This is a genomic window from Agromyces litoreus (assembly GCF_040496015.1).
In the GTDB taxonomy this organism is placed as follows: domain Bacteria; phylum Actinomycetota; class Actinomycetes; order Actinomycetales; family Microbacteriaceae; genus Agromyces; species Agromyces litoreus.
The window spans coordinates 1-18,675 of the sequence record NZ_JBEPKA010000009.1 but is presented as its reverse complement, the minus strand read 5'-3'; the positions used below and the strand labels follow the sequence as shown (position 1 = coordinate 18,675).

Sequence of the window (18,675 nt, the reverse complement as noted above, 5' to 3'; positions counted from 1 at the left end):
GCGCCGGGACCGTGTCCCGTCGAACCCCTGCGGCCGCTTCACGGGCAGCCGATCAGGCGTCTCGCCCGTGCTCGAGCGATCCCAGGATCTGCGGCACGATGCGGTACACGTCGCCGCACCCGAGCGTGATGACGAAGTCGCCCGGCCGAGAGATCCGCGCGGTGTGGTCGGCGGCGTCCTGCCAATCGGCGATGAACGCGACGCGGTCGGGCTGCTCGAAGCGCTCGCTCACCAGCGCACCGGTCACGCCGGGCTCCGGGTCCTCGCGTGCGCCGTAGACGTCGAGCACCACGGTCTCGTCGGCGTACCGCTCCAGCACCTCGGCGAACTCCTTCGCGAACAGGCGGGTGCGGCTGTACAGGTGCGGCTGGTGCACGGCGATGATGCGACCGTCGCCGACGACCGTCCGCGCCGCGGACAGGGCCGCCGCGACCTCGGTCGGGTGGTGGGCGTAGTCGTCGTACACGCTCACGCCGTCGACGACGCCGTGCAGTTCGAACCGGCGACCGGTCCCGGCGAATCGCGAGACGCCCGCGAGGGATGCCGCCGGATCGAAGCCGAGGCCCACGAGCACGGCGAAGGCGCCCGCGGCGTTGATCGCGTTGTGCCGACCGGGGATGCGCAGGGTCGCCTCGTAGGTCCGCCCCTCGTAGTCGAGCGCGAAGGAGACCGGCCCCTCCGTCACGATCGAGTGCACGCGAACCGTCGCGTCCTCGGCCTCGCCGAAGTCGAGCACGCGCTCGTGCGAGATCCGGTCGCGGACGCGGATGGCGCCGGGGTCGTCGGAGGACACGACGACGAAGTCGTTCGCCCGGTCGGCGAAGTCGACGAACGCCTGCTCGAACGCCTCGAACGAGCCGTAGTGGTCCAGGTGGTCCGGGTCCACGTTCGTGATGAGCGCCACCGAGGTGTCGTACAGGAGGAACGAGCCGTCGGACTCGTCCGCCTCGACCACGAACAGCTCGCCGCCCCCGGCCGCCGAGCTGACGCCGAGTTCCTCGATCACGCCGCCGTTGACGAAGCTGGGATCCTCCCCGAGCTCGAGGAGCGCGGTGATGATCATGCCCGTGGACGTGGTCTTGCCGTGCGCCCCCGCGACGGAGACCAGGCGGCGTCCGGCGACCACCGACGCGAGCGCCTGCGAACGGTGCAGCACCGGGACGCCGCGCTCGAGCGCGAGCTGGTACTCGGGGTTGTCCTGCCAGAGGGCGCCCGTGACGACCACGGTGTCGACGTCGTCGGGCAGGTTCTCGGCGGCGTGTCCGATCGCGATCGTCGCGCCCAGGTCGCGCAGCGCCTCGACGTTCGCGGAGTCGCGGACGTCGGATCCCGTCACCCGGTGGCCGGCGCCGAGCGCGAGCCGCGCGATGCCGCTCATGCCGGAGCCGCCGATGCCGACGAAGTGCACGGCGCCGAGGTCGGCGGGGATCGCGGTGGTGAGGTCGGGCTTGATCGTCACGATGTCGTGGTGCTTCCTGGAGTGGGATTCGGTCGGTTCAACGTTACGCGCCGTCGGCGCCGGGTCGGCCTTCGCCGTGCAGCGCGCCGTCGACGAGGGCGACCATGCGGTCGGTCCCGTCGAGTGCGCCCGCGGATGCGGCGGCCCGCGCCATCCGCTCGAGCCGGTCGCCGTCCGCCAGCAGCGGGACCACCTCGCGGCCGACCCACTCGGGGAGGAAGTCGGCGTCGTCGACGAGGACCCCGCCACCCGCCTCGACGACCCCGGCGGCGTTGAACCGCTGCTCGCCGTTGCCGACGGGATAGGGGATGTAGACCGCCGGGATGCCGAGGGCGGCGAGTTCGCTCACGGTCGCCGCCCCCGCTCGCGAGACCGCCGCGTCCGCGATCGCGAGCGCGAGGTCCATGCGATCGGCGTACTCGACCATGCGGTACCCGGGGACGCCCGGATCATCGACGTCGGACTTGGCGCCCGTCACGTGGAGCACCTGCCATCCGGTCGCGGTCAGCGGTTCGGCGCACTGCACCATCGTGCGGTTGATGCGTCGCGCACCCAGCGATCCGCCGGTGGCGAGCAGCACGGGCCGCATCGGATCCAGGCCGAACAGCTCGGCGGCCTCCGCCCGGCGCGCCACGCGGTCGAGGGTCTCGATCTCCCTCCGCAGCGGCATCCCGACGTACTCCGCGTGCGGCAGCGGCGTGCCGTCGAACGCGACGCCGACCCGCGCGGCGAAGCGTGCGCCGAGGCGGTTGGCCAGACCCGGGCGGGCATTCGCCTCGTGGATCGCCACGGGGATGCCGGCGCTTCGCGCCGCGAGGTATGCGGGCGTCGCGACGTAGCCGCCGAAGCCGACCACGACGTCGACGCCGCGGTCGGCGATCATCGCCCGGACATCCCCGATCGACCTGCGGAACCGCGCGGGGAAGCGCACCGCCGCCCCGTTCGGGCGACGCGGGAACGGCACCTTGTCGATCGTCAGCAGTTCGTAGCCGCGGTCGGGGACGAGGCGCGCCTCGAGTCCCTCGGCCGTTCCGAGCACGAGCACCTCGGACTCGGGCTCGCGTTCCGAGATGCGATCCGCGACGGCGAGCAGCGGGTTCACGTGGCCGGCGGTGCCGCCGCCGGCGAGCAGGTACGTCGTCATCGCCCGCGTGCCGCCTTCGCACCGCGACCGGACCGCCGCGCGGTCGCGCCCGCCGGGCCGGGCTCACGGGCGACCGAGAGGACCACGCCGATGGCGAACAGCGTCGTGAGCAGGGCGGTGCCACCCGCCGACACGAGCGGCAACGGGACACCGAGGACGGGGAAGACGCCGAGCACGACACCGATATTGACACATGCCTGGCCGACGACCCACACGAGGACGGCCGCCGAGACCGTGCGCCCGAACGGCGTCGCCGCCGAGCGCATGACCCGGGCGAGCGCGATCGCGAGCACCACGAACATCCCGATCACGACGACGGCGCCGACCAGGCCGAGTTCCTCGCCGATGATCGCGAAGATGAAGTCGTTGTCGGCGGCGGGCAGCCACGACCACTTGGCCGCCGAATTCCCGAGGCCCACGCCGAAGACGCCGCCGTTGGCCATCGCGAAGGTGCCGTGCTGGATCTGCCAGCAGTCGCCGAGGTTGTAGCGGGTGCAGTCCTCCTCTAGGAACGCCGTGATGCGCCGCATCCGGCTCTCGCTCGAGAGGGCCGCCACCGTGAACGCCGTCGCGCCGAACAGCAGCGGGAGCGCGAGCAGCCGCAGCGGCACGCCGATGAGGAACAACGTGCCGAGGAGCATCGTCGCCATCACCATGACGGTCCCGAGGTCGCCGCCGAGCAGCACGAGCCCGATCGCCCCGCCGGCGACGATGAGGATCGGCATGACGCCCTGCCCGAACTGCCCGAGGTGGCCCTGCTTCTTCGTCACGATGAGTCCGAGCCAGAGCACGAGCGAGACCTTGATCAGCTCCGACGGCTGGAACTGCACCGGGCCGAGGCGCAGCCAGTTCGTGTTGCCGCCGACCTCGACGCCCAACGGGGTCGCCACGACGAGCAGCTGGAGCACGCACGAGACCGCGAGGACGAGCCACGCGATGCGCATCCAGAACCCTTCGGGCATCCGGCCGGCGAGCAGCATGACGGGGACGCCGATCAGCGCGTAGGTCGCCTGCTGCGCCGCACGCGATGTGAAGTCGCCGTCGTTGGCCAGCGCGGACTCGACCTGCGAGGACGAGAGCACCATCACCAGGCCCAGCACGACGAGGAAGAGCACGGTGCCGAGCAGCAGGAGGTAGTCCTTCGATTCGGGGCGGAACGCCCCGAGTCGGATCCGGGCGGCCAGCCCGGAGCGCTCAGCCCTCTTCGCCGGCGTGGTCGTCCGAGGCGGGCTGGTCATGCCCCTCCCCTCCGAGCCGGGCGCGGACGGCGTCGTGGAAGCGCCGGCCGCGATCGGCGTAGTCCGCGAACTGGTCCATAGATGCCGCCGCGGGCGCCAGCAGGACGGTGTCGCCGTCCTCCGCGACCGTGGCCGCGAGGGCGACCGCGTCGGGCATCACGCTCTCAGTGTCATCCGCCACGACCTCGAAGAGGGGCAGTCCGGGCGCGTGTCGGCCGAACGCCTCGACGAGCGCGGACCGGTCGGCGCCGATCACGATCGCCGCGCGCAGGCGGGACACGTGCCGCTTCACGAGCTCGTCGGCGTCGACGCCCTTCAGCAGCCCCCCGACGATCCACACGACCGGGCTGAACGCGCGCAGCGACGCCTCCGCCGCGTGCGGATTCGTCGCCTTCGAGTCGTCGATCCAGCGGATGCCGCGGTCGGTGGCGACCGTCTCCATCCGGTGCGCGTCCAGCCGGAAGGTCGCCAGTGCGTCGTGGATGACCCCGACCGGGACGTCGATCGCGCGCGCCAGCGCGGACGCCGCGAGGATGTTGGCCACGAGGTGCGGCGCCGCCAGGCCGCGCGGCGCGAGCTCCTCGAGGGTCGTCAGCTCGAGTGCGGCCGTCCGGCGCTCCTCGAGGAACGCCCGATCGCACAGGATGCCGTCGACCACGCCGAAGTCGCTCGGGCCCGGGGTGTCGAGTCCGAACCCGATCGCGCGGGCGCCCTCCTCGACCTCCGCGTCCTCGACCATCGCGCGGGTCGCCTCGTCGGCACGGTTGTACACGCAGGCGACTCGCGTGTTCGCGTACACCTTGCCCTTCGCGCCGCGATACGCCTCGGGCGAGCCGTGCCAGTCGAAGTGGTCGTCGGCGAGGTTCAGGCACACGCTCGCGACGGGGTGGATCGCCCCGGGGCCCTCGGTCGGCAGGTGGTGCAGCTGGAAGCTCGACAGCTCGACCACGAGCACGTCGTAGCCCACGGGGTCGCGCACGGCGTCCAGCACGGGCACGCCGATGTTGCCGCAGGGCGCGACGCGCACGTCGTTCGCCGCGATGAGCGTCGCCGCGAGCTGCACGGTCGTCGTCTTGCCGTTCGTGCCGGTGACGAGCATCCAATCCGAGGCGCGGACCTTGTCGCGCACGCGCCAGGCCAGCTCGATGTCGCCCCACACGGGCACGCCCGACTCGGCCGCCCAGCGCAGCACGGGATGGTCGGGGCGGAATCCCGGCGAGGCCACGACGAGGTCGGGCGCGTCCGTCGCGAGCTCGTCCGGCACCGTGTCCATGGGGTGCACGACGAACCCGACGCCGATCACGTCGAGGATCCGAGCGCGCTCGTCCTCCGGAGCCCCCGCATACACCGTGACGCGCGACCCGAGCTCGGCGAGCGTGTCGGCGACGGCGAACCCGGTCACTCCGAGGCCGAGCACCGCGACCCGGAGGTCGCGCCAGCCCTCGGCGTGCCAGCTGGAGAGGCCTTCGAGACGCCCGGCACCGGTCGAGTCGGTCACCGCTGCAGCCATTCGAAGTAGAACCAGCCCACGCCCGCCGCGACGAAGAGGCCCGCGATGATCCAGAACCGCACGACGATCGTGACCTCGGCCCAGCCCTTCAGCTCGAAGTGGTGGTGGATCGGGCTCATGAGGAAGATCCGGCGCCCTCCGGTCACCCGGAAATAGGCCCGCTGCACGATGACCGAGCCGGTCTCGACCACGAAGAGGCCGCCGATCAGCAGGAGCAGCAGCTCCGTCTGGCTGGCGACCGCGAGTGCCGCCAGCGCCCCGCCGAGCGCGAGCGACCCCGTGTCGCCCATGTAGATGTGGGCGGGGTTCGTGTTCCACCAGAGGAACCCGACGACGGCGCCGACGATCGCGGTCGCGACGATCGCGAGATCGAGCGGGTCGCGCACGTCGTAGCACCGGTACGCGTCGCTGGGGTTCAGGTTCTCGCCGAAGCACGACTGGTTGAACTGCCAGAAGCCGATGATGATGAACGAGCCGATCGCGAGGATCGACGCCCCCGACGCCAGGCCGTCGAGCCCGTCGGTCACGTTCACGCCGTTGGAGGCGGCCGTCGTGAGCAGCACGATCCAGAGGATGTAGACGATGATCCCGATGACCGTGCCGAAGACCATGAAGTCGAGCGGGAGGTCGCGGATGAACGAGATCTTCGTCGTCGCCGGCGTGGCGCCCTGCTCGTTCGGGAACTGCAGCGCCAGTAGCGCGAAGACCGCGGCGACCACCGTCTGACCCGCGATCTTGGCCCACCCGCCGAGTCCCAGGCTCTGCTTCTTGCGCGTCTTCAGGAAGTCGTCGATGAAGCCGACCAGGCCGAGGCCCACCATCATGAACAGCACCAGCAGGCCGGACGCGGTCGGGCCGTCGCCGATCAGGAAGGTCGCGGCGAAGTAGCCGAACAGCGTCCCCAGGATGAAGATGATGCCGCCCATGGTCGGCGTGCCGCGCTTGACGTGGTGGGTCTTCGGGCCGTCGTCACGGATGAACTGACCCCAGCCGAGCCGCGTGAAGAGCCGGATGAACAGCGGGGTCAGGAACAGGGTGAACGAGAGCGACAGGGCTCCGGCGGTCAGAAGTGCTCTCACGCGAACCATTCTCCCAGTCGGTCGCCGAGGTGGCGGAGGCCCGCCGAGTTCGACGATTTGACGAGCACGGTGTCCCCCGGACGGGCCATCCCGGTCACGAGGTCGAACGCCTCGTCGGCGGAAGCCACGTGGGCGGACTCGCCGTCCCACGATCCCTCGTTGATGGCGCTGATGTGCATGCGTCGAGCGGCGTCGCCGACGATGACGAGCTGCGAGATGCCGAGGCGGACGGCGAGCAGGCCGATCCGGTCGTGCTCCTCGCCCGAGAACTCGCCGAGCTCGCTCATCTCGCCGAGCACGGCGATGGTGCGCGCGTCGGGTCGCTTGACCTGGGCGAGCGTCTTCAGTGCCGCGGCCATCGAGTCCGGGCTCGCGTTGTAGGCGTCGTTGATCACCGTGATGTCGTCGCGGCCGCCCATCACCTGCATGCGCCACTGCTCCGCGAGCGTGACCTGCTCGAGGCCGTCGACGATCGTCGGGAGCGGGACGTCCAGCTGGAGGGCCGCCGCCGTCGCCGCGAGGGCGTTCATCACGTGGTGCTCGCCGAGCACCGAGAAGCGCACGCGCGCCGACTCCCCTCCGGGGACCGTCACCGTGAACTCGGTGCCGCGCGCGTGGACCACGACGTCGCTCGCACGTACGTCGGCGTCGTCCCCGAGCCCGAACCCGACGACGCGGGCGGCGGTCCGCTCGGCCATCGGCGCGACGCGCGGGTCGTCGACGTTGAGCACGGCGACGTCCGTCGGCAGCAGGTCGGTGACCATCTCGGACTTCGCCTGGACGGTCTTCTCAATGCCGCCGAACTCGCCGGCGTGCGCGAGTCCCACCTTGAGGACGATGCCGACGTCGGGCCGCGCCATCCGGATGAGCCGGGTGATCTCGCCGACGCCGGATGCCCCCATCTCGGCGACCAGGTACTCGGTCTCCTCGGTGAGCTCCAGCATGGTCGTCGGTGCGCCCACCTCGTTGTTGTAGCTCTTGCGCGCGGCGACCGTCGGGCCGACCTGCGAGAGCACGGCGCGGAGCAGGTTCTTCGTGGTCGTCTTGCCGTTCGACCCGGTCACGCCGACGATGCGGAGTCGTCCGAGCTCCCGCACCCGGCGGACGACCTCGGTCGCGAGCGAGCCGAGCGCGTCGACCGAGTCGCGGACCACGACCTGGGCGACCGGGAGGTCGAGCGGGTGCTCGACGATGAGCAGCGCGGCGCCGCGCTCGGCCGCGGACGGCGCGAACCGGTGGCCGTCGTCGAACTCGCCGCGCTTCGCGACGAACACGTCGCCGGCCTCGATCTCGCGCGAGTCGGTCGTCACGGCGCCCGTGACGACGGTCTCCGGCGCGGCGGCCGTGCCGCCCGCCTCGAATCGTCCTCCGGTCGCCGCGGCGATCTCGGACATGGTCAGCGCGATCATTCGAGCCACCCCGCTTCCTGCAGTGCCAGCCGGGCGTCGTCCCGGGCCGAATACGGATGCTTCACCCCGGCGACCTCGTGGTAGTCCTCGTGGCCCGGTCCCGCGTAGAGCACGGCGTCGCCCTCGTCCGCGAGCGCCAGCGCCGCGCGGAACGCGGCCCTCGGGTCGGCGATCTCGTGGATCTCGCGATCCGGGACCGCCGCACGTGCGCCGGCGATGAGTGCCGCCCGGATCGCGGCCGGGTCCTCCCAGCGCGGGTGGAAGTCGGTGATCACGAGCACGTCGGCGCCGCGTGCGGCGATCGCGCCCATGTCCGCGCGCTTGGTCGTGTCGCGGTCGCCGTCTGCGCCGAACACCATGACGACCCGGCCGGTCGTCGTCCGGCGGATGGCGTCGAGCGCCTGCGCGAAGGCGTCGGGCGTGTGCCCGTAGTCGATGTAGACGACCGGGCCGCGGTCGCCGGAGACGCGCTCGGTGCGACCGGGGATGTAGGCGTCGATGCCGTGCTCGGCGACCGCCGCGGCGATGAGGTCGAGGTCGTGGCCGGCTTCGACGAGCATCACGATCGCGAGCGCGGCGTTCGCGGCGTTGTAGCGCCCGATGAGCGGCACCCGGGTCTCGAGCGAGCGACCGTCGGGCCCCTCCAGGCGGAACGAGGTGCGCGTGGGCGTCTCGTCGAGCACCTCGAGTCGCCAGTCGGCGTCGGGGTCCGCGTCGACGTCCGTCGCGAGCGTCGCCACGGGGATGCGCGACTCGGCGACGAGCCGCCGCCCCCACTGCGAGTCGACGGTCACGACGCCCCGGCGCGCCCGCTCGGGCGTGAACAGCTCGCGCTTGGCGTCGAAGTACTCCCCCATGGAGTCGTAGTCGTCGAGGTGGTCGTGCGAGAGGTTGGTGAACCCGACGACGTCGAACACGATGCCGTCCACGCGGTGCCGGCTCAGCGCCTGGGCCGAGACCTCGATGCCGACCGCCCGCACGTCGACCTCGCGCATGCGGGCGAGCAGCGCGTGCATCTCGCTCGCCTCGGGGGTCGTGAGCGAACTCGTCACGGCCTCGTCGCCGATCCGGCGCTCCGCCGTCGACGTCAGGCCGGCCTGGACGCCGAGCTGCCGGAGGATCGCGTAGAGCAGGTAGACGACGCTCGTCTTGCCGTTCGTGCCCGTGACGCCGAAGAGCGTCGCCGGGTTCTCGGCGGTGCGATGGATCCACGCGGCGACCTCGCCCAGCGCGGCGCGGGCGTCCGCGGTCACGAGGATCGGCAGTCCCGCGTCGGCGGCGCGCTCGGCGCCCGCGGCGTCGGTGAGCAGGGCGACGGCCCCGTTCGCCGCGGCCTGCGGCGCGTAGGCGGCGCCGTGGGCGTTCCGGCCGGGGACGCCGACGTACAGGTCACCGCCGTGCACCGCGCCCGAGGCGATCGCGACGCCGGTCACGTCGAGGTCGGCGATCTCGCCGCGCACCTCGAATCCGAACGCATCCGCGAGAGCGCGGAGCGAACGAGGACTCGGGTGCTGCGGCCGGAGTGCCGTGGGAGGCGATCCGGTCACGAACCCAACTTTCTCACCAGGTGGCTGGCAGCTCGGGCGCCGGAGCGCCGGATGGAATCGTCCGATACTTCTTCAGCACCTGGCTCATCACCTGCTGGAAGACGGGAGCCGATGCGGCGGACGAATTCATCTTAACGGGGTTCATGATGCTGACCGAAACGACGAACTCGGGGTCGTCCGCCGGGGCGAAGCCGGACACGGACACGAGGTAGCCCGCCTGGTAGCCGCCATTGCCGTCCGGCACCTGGGCGGTGCCGGTCTTGGCGGCGACACGGTAGCCGGGGATCTCCCACTGGTCGGCGAGCCAGCCGTGCAGGTACACCTGCTCGAGCATCCGGCTGGTCTGGTCCGCGGCCTTCTCGGACACGACCTGCCGACCCGTCTCCGAGGCTGCATCGGTGAGCGTTCCGTCCGCCTGGCGGCAGCCGTCGACGAGCGTGACCGGCATCCGGACGCCGCCGTTCGCGAGCGTCTGGTAGACGCTCGCGATCTGGATCGCGGTCGTCGTCAGGCCCTGGCCGAACATGGTGGCGTACTTGGTCTGGTTGTCCCACTGGTCGGGACCGCCGTGCAGGTCGCCGCCGGCCTCCCCCGCGAATCCCACCTCGGACGGACTGCCGAGCCCGAAGTCGACCATGTCCCGGTAGCGCCGCTCGTCGCTCACCCGCTCGCCGAACATCGACATCGCGGTGTTGGAGGAGTCGATGAGCATGCCGGTCATCGTGTAGTTCTCCGGGCCGTGGTAGTGGCTGTCGTTGATGTTCGCGCCGTTCGGGGGCAGGTACCGGAAGTCGGCCGTCACGCCGCTGGTCGGCGACCCCTCGCCCGCATCGATGACGGACGCCGACGTGAGCGACTTGAACGTCGAACCCGGCTCGAACGGCGCGGTGAACGCGCGCGAGCCCCGGTCGTCGGCATCGACCGAGCTCGGCGAGTTCGGGTCCACCGTCGGCACGTCGGCCACCGCGAGGAGCTTGCCCGTCTTCGCCTCCATGACCGTCACCGTGGCCCATTCGGCGCCCGTCTCGGCCACGCGCGCCGCGGCCACGCGCTGGACGAAGTACTGCAGGTCCGCGTCGATCGTGAGCTGCAGGTCGCCCCCGTCGTGCGCCGTCTTCTTCACCACCTCGGACCCGGGGATCGCCACCCAGTCCTTGAGGCTGTGCAGCCAGCTCATCTCGCCGTCCTCGCTCGCGAGGCACGCGTTCTCCGAGTACTCCAGGCCGCCTCCCGGCGAGCCGTCGTCCACGACGAAGCCGAGCAGGTTGCCTGCCACCGCTCCGTTCGGGTACCGGCGGCTCGGGACCTCCTCGGAGTAGACGAACGGGATCTTCAGCGCCTTGACCCGTTCGAACACGCTCGTGTCGACCCGCTTGGCGACGTAGGCGAAGTCCGCGGCCGGATCGTCGGCGAGTTCGGAGTCGATCTGCGCGCGCAGCTCGCCGGCGGGCCGACCGATCTCGACGCCGAGTTCGGCGAGCGCCTCGTCGAGCGTGACCTCGGCCTCCTCGCCGTCCGACCCTGTGCGCTCGAAGGCACCGGTCGCCATCGCCTGCTTCGGCGAGATCGTGATGTTGTACCGCATCACGCTCTCCGCGAGCACCGTCCCGTTCGCATCGACGATCTGGCCGCGCTCTCCGTAGATCACGCGGGTCTCCGAGCGGACGTCCTCGGAAGCCTCGTTCAGCTCCGCCGCGCGGACGACCTGGATGTCGACGAGGCGGACCACGAACCATCCGACGAGCAGCACCAGTGCGAGCCCGGCGGCGACGATGCGGCGCATCGGGTGTCGGCTCACGCGGTTCATCGGCGGGCTCCGTCTCGGTGGTGTGGGTTGGAACGAGGCGGTCCGCCTGGTGCGATCACGGTCAATGCGTCGCCGGTGTCGGCAGGCCGTCGGTCAGCGTGGGCGGGCCCGCCGGTGCTCCGTCGGCCGGCGTCTCCGGCCTGCCCCCCGCTCCCTTGGAAGTGTCTCCCGCCTCGCGCTCGGTCACGAGCGGCACGCCGTCGATCAGGGCGTTCGGCACGAGCGCGGCCGAGGATGCCGCATCGCCCCTCGCCGCGGTCGGGGCGCCGATCACGGCGCCGTCGGAGAGCTGCAGCATGGCCGGGTCCGAGTTGGGCACCATCCCCAGCGCCTCGGCGTTCGCTGCGAGGAACTGCGGCGACTCGAGCCGGTCCAGGTCGTCGGCGAGCTTCTGCTGCTGGCGCTCGAGCTCCGTCTGGCGCAGCAGCTGCGCGTCGAGCTCGTACGCGCCCTGGGTCATCGCGATCGAGAGCAGGAGCTGCGCGATCGCGATCGCCCCGATCGCGGCGAGCGAGATCACGGCGTAGGCGAGTCTCGGCCGAGTGATCCCGGCCCCGATCTCGGGGGCCGGGCGGAGCCGACGGGCGCCGGAGGGAGCGGATCGCCTCGCCGGTCGGGTCTGGGCCGGCAGTGCGCTCACGACGGCCTCCTCACTCGTTCTGCGGCGCGCAGTCGCACCGGCTTGGCACGCGGGTTCTCCGCCTGCTCCGACTCGCTCGCGAGCTCGGCGCCCCTGACGAGGAGCCGGAACTGCGGTCGATGTTCCGGGAGCTCCATCGGCAGCCCCGGGGGCGCCGTGGAGGTGGTGGCCGCTGCGAGGGCCCGCTTCACGAGCCGGTCCTCGAGCGACTGGTAGGAGAGGACGACGATGCGCCCGCCGACGGCGAGCAGGTCGAGCGCTGCCGGGAGCGCGCGCTCGAGTACCGAGAGCTCCTCGTTGACCTCGATCCGGAGCGCCTGGAAGACGCGCTTCGCCGGGTGGCCCGCGCGCTGGACGGCGGCCGGAGTCGCGGCCTGCAGCACCTCGACCAGCCGGCTCGACCGCGTGATCGGCTCCTCGGCGCGCGCGCGGACGATCGCCCTCGCGTAGCGTCCGGCCAGCTTCTCCTCGCCGTAGTCGCGGAAGATCCGGCGGAGGTCTTCCTCCGAGTACTCGGCGATGACGTCGGCGGCCGTGCGACCACGGGTGGAGTCCATGCGCATGTCGAGCGGCGCGTCCTTCGCATACGCGAACCCGCGCTCGGCGCGGTCGAGCTGCAGCGACGAGACCCCGAGGTCGAAGAGCACCGCATCGACCTCGCGGACGCCCTGGCTCCGGACCGCCTCAGTGATGCCGTCGTACACGGTGTGCACGAACCCGGCCCGGTCGCCGAACGCGGCGAGGCGCTCGCGGGCGATGCCGATCGCATCGGTGTCGCGGTCGAGCCCGATCGCGATCGCGCCGGGGAAGCGCTCCAGCACGGCACGGGAGTGACCGCCCATGCCGAGCGTCGCGTCGACGTACACCGCACCCTCGCGTTGGAGCGCCGGCGCCAGCAGCTCGAGCGTGCGCTCGAGCATCACCGGGGTGTGGATCCGTTCGATGTCCATGCTCTCCCTCCCTTCCTCCGGCCCTCCGGGGCCCGATCCCCATCCGTTCGTCCTGCTGCGGGGAAGTGCAGCAGGCTCGCACGGCTGGGAGTCGGGGCCCGGGGACTCAGAGGAGTCCGGGAATCACCTCCTCCGCCGTCTCCGCGAAGGCCGCCTCCTGCTCGGCGAGGTACGTCTGCCACGCCGTCGCATCCCAGATCTCCACCCGGCTTCCCGCGCCGATGACCGTGAGGTCCCGGTCGAGCCCCGCGTAGGTGCGGAGGTTCGCTGGGATGGTGACCCGATGCTGCTTGTCGGGGGTCTCCGCGGAGGCCCCGGAGAGGAAGACGCGCATGTAGTCGCGCGCCTGCTTGCTCGTGACGGGGGCTTGGCGGATCTTCTCGCTCATGTTCTCGAACTCCCGCGCGCTGAACACGTAGATGCAGCGCTCCTGGCCGCGCGTGAGCACGAGGCCGTTCGACAACTCCTCCCGGAATTTGGCCGGAAGAATGACACGACCCTTCTCATCCAGCTTCGGTTCGTAGCTTCCGAGGAACATCACGTCACCCCCATCCTCCGGCCAGGAACCCAGGTGCGGGCCCCACTTTACTCCACTCCCCTCCACTCGACAACGATCATGCCGCGTTTCGCGTGGCGAATGCTCAGTGCTGGCCCGGATTACCGGGGAACTCGCAGGGTGGAGGGAAGTGGGGCACCATCGGCTCCACGCGCGCTCGCACGACGCGGAGGCACTCCGTATCCGCCGGAACGGAGCACCGACTCCCGCGCGGGGCGACGCCCCCCGGGGCGCGCCGGTGGCGGGAAGTGGAGGACGACCGTCAGCCGCGTGGCGTGCGCACGCGAAGAACGGGCCGATCCGTGATCGGCCCGTCAGTCGTTGCGGTGCAGTTCGGCGCGGCTACTCGCGACCCTCCTGGCGACGGTCCCAGCGCTCGTTCATGCGATCCATGAACCCGCCCTGCGGCTTCGCCGGCTTGGTCGCTCCGCCGCGCGCCGACGGTGCGGCCTGACCGCGTCGACGGGACGGCGTGATGGCGACCAGCACGCCCACGAACATCACCACGAAGCCCAGCACGCCGACGATGGTCAGCTGCGATGCGACACCGCCGATGAGCGCGCCCGCGCCGACGACGGCGAGCAGCACGCCCAGCACGATGGCCCGGTAGTCGGGACGCCCGCGGCCGCCTCCACCGACGGTCGCGACGAAGTCGGCGTCGTTCTTGTAGAGGTTCCGCTCCATCTCCTCGAGAAGGCGTTGCTCCTGCTCCGAAAGCGGCATCTCATTCCCCTCAGTTCTCGGGACCGACGCTCGGTGACGTCATTGTAGTCCCCAGCGCCGTCGCTAGGCTAGGCGGGTGGTCCCAGCTCCCCGACTCGTCGATGCGGTGAACGAACGCCTCGAGGAGTTCCTTTCCGAACGTGCTTCCATTCTCCGCTCCATCAGCGACGACCTCGACCCGCTCGCCGAATTCTCCAAGGCGTTTCTCAGCGGCGGCAAGCGCTTCCGGGCGCGGTTCTGCGCCCTCGGGTTCGACGCCGTGCACGGCTCGGAGCGCGACCCGATCGACCGGCGCGACGGCCCCCAGCGAGCGGCGGTCGTGTCGGCCTCCGCGGCGCTGGAGGTGTTCCACGCGGCCGCGCTCGTCCATGACGACCTCATCGACAACTCCGACACCCGCCGCGGCGCGCCCTCGGCCCATCGGGTGTTCGAGTCGCAGCACGCGGCCGGCCGGTGGGCAGGCGACGGCGAGGAGTACGGACGCGCCACCGCGATCCTCCTCGGCGACCTGCTCCTGGGCTGGAGCGACGAGCTGCTCGACGAGGGACTGGCGACGCTTCCCGACGCCGCGGCCGCGCGCGCGACGCGCCTGGAGTTCAACCGGATGCGGACGGAGGTGACCGTCGGCCAGTACCTCGACATCCTCGAGGAGCGAGCGTGGCTCACCCGACCCGAGGAGGACCAGCGCACGCGCGCCGAACGGGTCGTCGTCTTCAAGTCCGCCAAGTACAGCATCGAGGCGCCGCTCACGATCGGCGCCGCCATCGGCGGCGGCACCGGCGCGGAGCTCGAGGCGCTGCGGGCGTTCGGACTCCCCCTCGGCATCGCGTTCCAGCTCCGCGACGACCTGCTCGGCGTCTACGGCGACCCGGCGACGACCGGCAAGCCCGCCGGCGACGACCTGCGCGAGGGCAAGCGGACCGTGCTGGTCGCGATCGCGAGGGAGCGGCTCGGATCGGGGCCGCGCCGCCTGCTCGACGAACTGCTGGGCGATCCGGAGCTCGATGCCGATCAGGTCAGGATGCTGCAGCGCACCATCCGCGACTGCGGAGCCGTCGACGAGGTGGAGCGGGTCATTGCAGAGAGCACGGACCGTGCGCTCGCCGCACTCGACTCGCCCGCGATCGACCGCGACGCCGCGCGCGAGCTCGCCGACCTCGCGCGGGCCGTCACCCGACGCGACCGCTGAGGTCGGCAGTGGCGCCCGGCCGGAGGACGGTCCGCCTCAGGCGAGCGCCTGCGCGACGCGGCGGACCTCGGACTTGCGCCCGGCGCGGAGGGCGGCGATCGGGGTCGTGCCGAGGCTGTCCTCTTCGGCGAGCAGCCACTCCAGCGCCTCGTCGTCGGTGAACCCGGCGTCGGAGAGCACCATCGCAGTGCCGTGGAGCTCCGGCAGCGGGGCGTCGTCTCGGAGGAAGGCGGCCGGGACCTTGAGCACGCCATCGATCCGAGCGCCGAGCAGGTAGCGTTCGGAGATCAGTCGTCGGATGCGCCCCGGGCTCTGGCTCATGCGGTCCACCAGGTCGGGGATGGTCAGCCACTCGGTCTGCTCGGCGTCGGTCACAGCACCAGCCTGCCACGTCGGACCGCGGTGCGGAACCGCGGTGCACCCGTCGCGGACGACCCGCGACGATGAGTTTGACTCGCCTCCCACCGCGTGAGACGGTGACCGCATCCGCATCACGCGGAGGGGGAACATGGGGCAGCATTCGGGCCACGCGGCAGCGGGAGCCGGCTCGGACGGTCACGAGGCTCGGCGACCGAATCGTCGTCGGCGACTGCGGCGGCTGATCGCCGTCCCGATCGCGCTCGTCAGCGCGCTCGCGGTCACGCTCGGACTCGCGCAGCCGGCCGACGCCGCACCGCAGACGGTGAAGCGCCAGCCCAAGCCGAAGGCGCTGCGCGGCGGCACGATGGCCCCGAGGATGGCCGCTCCGGCGACCACGGCGGTGCCCGCCGAGGTCGAGGTCCGCGAGGGCGACACCGTGAGCGCGATCGCCGAACGGTACGGCCTCGCCACCGCGGAGGTCCTGGCCGAGAACGGGCTCAGCTGGTCGAGCCTCATCTTCCCAGGCCAGCGACTGGCACTCCCGGGCGGCACCGCGGCAGCGGCCGCGGAGACGCCCGCGGACTCCGGCTTCACTCGTCGGATCGTCGCGCCCGGCGACACGATCGGCGCCATCGCCGCCGAGTACGGACTCGACGTCGACGTGGTGCTGAGCGCGAACGGCCTCGGGCGGACGAGCCTCATCTTCCCGGGGCAGTCGATCACGATCCCCGGAGGCGCCACGTCCGGTGGCGCGTCGGACCCGGCCGCGAGCCCGGCCTCCGACGAGCACGAGGTCGTCGCCGGGGACACCCTCATCGGCATCGGCGAACAGCACGGCGTGACGCTCGAGCACCTCCTCGAGCTGAACGACCTCAGCCGCGAGAGCGTCATCCTTCCGGGTCAGCGGATCCTCCTCCGCGCCCCCGCCGTCGCGGCGACGTCGCTGGCCGCGCTCGACGTTCCGCTCGACGAGGAGATGCGTGCGAACGCCCGGATCATCATCGACGTCGGCCGGTCGCTGGGTGTGCCGGAACAGGGCATCGTCGTGGCCCTGAGCGCCGCCGCCCAGGAGTCGGGACTGCGCAACCTCCGGCACGGCGACCTCGATTCGCTCGGGGTGTTCCAGCAGCGGCCGAGCCAGGGCTGGGGCAGCCCTGAGCAGGTGCTGGACCCGGTGCGCGCGGCCACCGCCTTCTACGGCGGCCCGGCGTCGCCGAACGACGGCCGGATGCCGGGTCTGCTCGACGTCCACGGGTGGGCCTCGATGCCGGTCGCGGATGCCGCGCAGGCGGTGCAGCGCAGCGCCCACCCGGCGCGCTACGGCGCATGGGAGGCATCCGCTCGCCGATGGCTCGACGAGCTCCGCTGACCCTCGCCGGGCCGCAGCCGACATCGTCACGATGGCGTCTCGATCTCGACGGGGTTCGGCGTTTGTTCACCGAACGGCATACGCCCCTTCGTACACTGCTACGGTGACCACCGCGCCGCCTGCCGACCCGATGATCGGCCGTCTCGTCGACGGCCGGTATCAGGTGCGCTCGCGCATCGCGCGAGGCGGTATGGCCACCGTCTACCTGGCGACCGACCTGCGGCTCGAGCGGCGCGTCGCGATCAAGGTCATGCACGGCCACCTGGCCGACGACAACGCCTTCAAGACGCGCTTCGTGCAGGAGGCGCGGTCGGCCGCGCGCCTCGCCCATCCCAACGTGGTCAACGTCTTCGACCAGGGCCAGGACGCCGACATGGCGTACCTCGTCATGGAGTACCTGCCCGGCATCACCCTGCGCGACCTGCTGAAGGACTACAAGCGGCTCACGCCCGAGCAGACCATCGACATCCTCGATGCGGTGCTCTCCGGCCTCGCGGCCGCGCACAAGGCCGGCATCGTGCATCGCGACCTCAAACCCGAGAACGTGCTGCTGGCCGATGACGGTCGCATCAAGCTCGGCGACTTCGGGCTCGCTCGCGCCGTGAGCGCCAACACTGCCACCGGGCAGGCACTGCTCGGCACGATCGCCTACCTCTCCCCCGAGCTCGTCACGCGCGGTGTCGCCGACGCTCGCAGTGACATATACGCGCTCGGGATCATGGCCTACGAGATGCTCACCGGCGAGCAGCCGTACGTCGGCGAAGCCCCCATGCAGATCGCGTACCAGCACGCGAACGAGTCGGTGCCCGCGCCGAGCACGCGGATGCCGTCGGTGCCGGCGCCGCTCGACGAGCTCGTGCTGTGGGCGACCTCGCGCGATCCCGACGAGCGACCCGCCGACGCGCGGATCATGCTGGAGCGCCTGCGCGAGCTCGAGTCCGGCCTGCACCCCGGCGCGGCGCGGACGACGCAGCACGAGACGATGGTGCTCCCGGTCGGGATGGGCGCGGTCCCCACCGCCGAGACGCGCGTGATCTCCGCCGACGGCTCCGCCGTCGCGATCGCGACCGACGGCCGGGACGAGGGCGAGGACGACACGACGGCGCTCGCCGACGCGGCGACCCGGCGGCGCAACCGGGGCTACTGGCTCCTCGCACTCGTCCTGCTGGTGACCGGCGTCGCCGCCGGGACCGGCTGGTACTTCGGCGCCGGGCCGGGCGCGATGGCCACGGTGCCCGAGACGGCCGAACTGACCCCGCAGGCAGCGACCCTCGCGCTCGAGGAGGCCGGCTTCACGGTCGATCCCGTCGAACGCCACGATCCGATCGTGGCCGCGGGCCAAGTGGCGGGGACCGATCCGGCGGCGGGCGACCTGGTCCGGCGCGGATCGTCCGTGCAGATGTTCGTGTCGACGGGGCCGCAGAACCTGCCCGTCCCCGACGTCATCGGCCAGCCCGAGGACGACGCGCGCGCGCAGCTGTCCGACTTCACGGTCGCGGACGACAGCGCACGGCGGTTCTCGCGCGAGGTCGAGGCGGGACGCGTGATGGCCGTGCTCGACGCCGACGGGGCACCGGTCGGCGCGGAGTACGCCGAGCTCGGCAAGGTCACGCTGCTCGTCTCGGTCGGCCCCGTCCCGCCGGTCGAGGGTCTCGCCGTCGGGGAGGCCCAGTCACGACTCGAGGCCGCCGGACT

The 18,675-nt window shown here is 71.8% G+C and carries 16 protein-coding genes; 3 read left to right on the top strand and 13 right to left on the bottom strand.

Annotated features, from left to right (window positions below; genetic code table 11):
• Nucleotides 1-52 precede the first annotated feature (52 nt).
• The 12 genes from murC to ABME01_RS08375 all read right to left on the bottom strand — a co-directional run bounded on the left by murC (nucleotide 53) and on the right by ABME01_RS08375 (nucleotide 14,062).
• Nucleotides 53-1,459 (bottom strand): UDP-N-acetylmuramate--L-alanine ligase, encoded by a 1,407-nt coding sequence (gene murC, locus ABME01_RS08430; protein ID WP_353827946.1) that lies wholly within the window; start codon nucleotides 1,457-1,459, stop codon nucleotides 53-55.
• A 43-nt stretch (nucleotides 1,460-1,502) separates the two neighbouring features.
• Nucleotides 1,503-2,603 (bottom strand): undecaprenyldiphospho-muramoylpentapeptide beta-N-acetylglucosaminyltransferase, encoded by a 1,101-nt coding sequence (murG, locus tag ABME01_RS08425; protein ID WP_353827945.1) that lies wholly within the window; start codon nucleotides 2,601-2,603, stop codon nucleotides 1,503-1,505.
• Entirely contained in the window at nucleotides 2,600-3,841 is a 1,242-nt protein-coding gene (gene ftsW, locus ABME01_RS08420; RefSeq protein WP_353827944.1) for a putative lipid II flippase FtsW, read from the bottom strand. Before ftsW ends, murG begins: the two co-directional genes overlap by 4 nt.
• On the bottom strand, nucleotides 3,798-5,351 hold the full coding sequence (gene murD / locus ABME01_RS08415; RefSeq protein WP_436407417.1) for a UDP-N-acetylmuramoyl-L-alanine--D-glutamate ligase: 1,554 nt from the start codon (nucleotides 5,349-5,351) through the stop codon (nucleotides 3,798-3,800). The genes ftsW and murD overlap by 44 nt, the downstream gene beginning before the upstream one ends.
• Complete coding sequence (gene mraY, locus ABME01_RS08410) at nucleotides 5,336-6,430, bottom strand: phospho-N-acetylmuramoyl-pentapeptide-transferase (protein WP_353827942.1); 1,095 nt, start codon at nucleotides 6,428-6,430, stop codon at nucleotides 5,336-5,338. Before mraY ends, murD begins: the two co-directional genes overlap by 16 nt.
• Entirely contained in the window at nucleotides 6,427-7,839 is a 1,413-nt protein-coding gene (locus tag ABME01_RS08405) for a UDP-N-acetylmuramoyl-tripeptide--D-alanyl-D-alanine ligase (protein ID WP_353828055.1), read from the bottom strand. Before ABME01_RS08405 ends, mraY begins: the two co-directional genes overlap by 4 nt.
• Nucleotides 7,836-9,386 carry a Mur ligase family protein gene (locus ABME01_RS08400; RefSeq protein WP_436407416.1) on the bottom strand — a complete coding sequence of 517 codons (1,551 nt, stop codon included), beginning with the start codon at nucleotides 9,384-9,386 and terminating at the stop codon, nucleotides 7,836-7,838. Before ABME01_RS08400 ends, ABME01_RS08405 begins: the two co-directional genes overlap by 4 nt.
• A gap of 13 nt (nucleotides 9,387-9,399) precedes the next feature.
• On the bottom strand, nucleotides 9,400-11,193 hold the full coding sequence (locus ABME01_RS08395; RefSeq protein WP_353827940.1) for a peptidoglycan D,D-transpeptidase FtsI family protein: 1,794 nt from the start codon (nucleotides 11,191-11,193) through the stop codon (nucleotides 9,400-9,402).
• A 61-nt stretch (nucleotides 11,194-11,254) separates the two neighbouring features.
• Nucleotides 11,255-11,833, bottom strand: coding sequence for a cell division protein FtsL (ftsL, locus tag ABME01_RS08390; RefSeq protein ID WP_353827939.1), 579 nt, complete (start codon nucleotides 11,831-11,833; stop codon nucleotides 11,255-11,257).
• A complete protein-coding gene (gene rsmH, locus ABME01_RS08385; RefSeq protein WP_353827938.1) occupies nucleotides 11,830-12,783 on the bottom strand; it encodes a 16S rRNA (cytosine(1402)-N(4))-methyltransferase RsmH in 954 nt (317 codons plus the stop codon). Before rsmH ends, ftsL begins: the two co-directional genes overlap by 4 nt.
• Nucleotides 12,784-12,889: 106 nt before the next feature.
• Entirely contained in the window at nucleotides 12,890-13,321 is a 432-nt protein-coding gene (mraZ, locus tag ABME01_RS08380; RefSeq protein ID WP_353828054.1) for a division/cell wall cluster transcriptional repressor MraZ, read from the bottom strand.
• A gap of 360 nt (nucleotides 13,322-13,681) precedes the next feature.
• The gene (locus ABME01_RS08375; protein ID WP_353827936.1) at nucleotides 13,682-14,062 is read right to left on the bottom strand and encodes an SCO2097 family morphological protein; all 381 of its coding nucleotides are present in this window, start codon (nucleotides 14,060-14,062) and stop codon (nucleotides 13,682-13,684) included.
• A gap of 76 nt (nucleotides 14,063-14,138) precedes the next feature.
• Between ABME01_RS08375 and ABME01_RS08370 the strand changes: the two genes are divergently transcribed.
• Entirely contained in the window at nucleotides 14,139-15,251 is a 1,113-nt protein-coding gene (locus tag ABME01_RS08370; protein ID WP_353827935.1) for a polyprenyl synthetase family protein, read from the top strand.
• A gap of 36 nt (nucleotides 15,252-15,287) precedes the next feature.
• On the opposite strand, the gene ABME01_RS08365 is transcribed toward ABME01_RS08370, so the two are convergent.
• On the bottom strand, nucleotides 15,288-15,626 hold the full coding sequence (locus ABME01_RS08365; protein WP_353827934.1) for an Rv2175c family DNA-binding protein: 339 nt from the start codon (nucleotides 15,624-15,626) through the stop codon (nucleotides 15,288-15,290).
• A gap of 133 nt (nucleotides 15,627-15,759) precedes the next feature.
• Between ABME01_RS08365 and ABME01_RS08360 the strand changes: the two genes are divergently transcribed.
• Entirely contained in the window at nucleotides 15,760-16,980 is a 1,221-nt protein-coding gene (locus tag ABME01_RS08360; RefSeq protein WP_353827933.1) for a muramidase family protein, read from the top strand.
• A gap of 130 nt (nucleotides 16,981-17,110) precedes the next feature.
• Nucleotides 17,111-18,675, top strand: a 1,565-nt coding sequence (pknB, locus tag ABME01_RS08355; protein ID WP_353828053.1) for a Stk1 family PASTA domain-containing Ser/Thr kinase, incomplete at its 3' end; no start/stop codon positions are given.

Bases quoted from the DNA above. Each gene is read 5' to 3' on its own strand.
- ABME01_RS08375 (WP_353827936.1), bottom strand. From the start codon at position 14,062: ATGCCGCTTTCGGAGCAGGAGCAACGCCTTCTCGAGGAGATGGAGCGG.
- ABME01_RS08360 (WP_353827933.1), top strand. From the start codon at position 15,760: ATGGGGCAGCATTCGGGCCACGCGGCAGCGGGAGCCGGCTCGGACGGT.
- ABME01_RS08395 (WP_353827940.1), bottom strand. From the start codon at position 11,193: ATGAACCGCGTGAGCCGACACCCGATGCGCCGCATCGTCGCCGCCGGG.
- mraZ (WP_353828054.1), bottom strand. From the start codon at position 13,321: ATGTTCCTCGGAAGCTACGAACCGAAGCTGGATGAGAAGGGTCGTGTC.
- ABME01_RS08405 (WP_353828055.1), bottom strand. From the start codon at position 7,839: ATGATCGCGCTGACCATGTCCGAGATCGCCGCGGCGACCGGAGGACGA.
- ftsW (WP_353827944.1), bottom strand. From the start codon at position 3,841: ATGACCAGCCCGCCTCGGACGACCACGCCGGCGAAGAGGGCTGAGCGC.
- murG (WP_353827945.1), bottom strand. From the start codon at position 2,603: ATGACGACGTACCTGCTCGCCGGCGGCGGCACCGCCGGCCACGTGAAC.
- rsmH (WP_353827938.1), bottom strand. From the start codon at position 12,783: ATGGACATCGAACGGATCCACACCCCGGTGATGCTCGAGCGCACGCTC.
- murD (WP_436407417.1), bottom strand. From the start codon at position 5,351: ATGGCTGCAGCGGTGACCGACTCGACCGGTGCCGGGCGTCTCGAAGGC.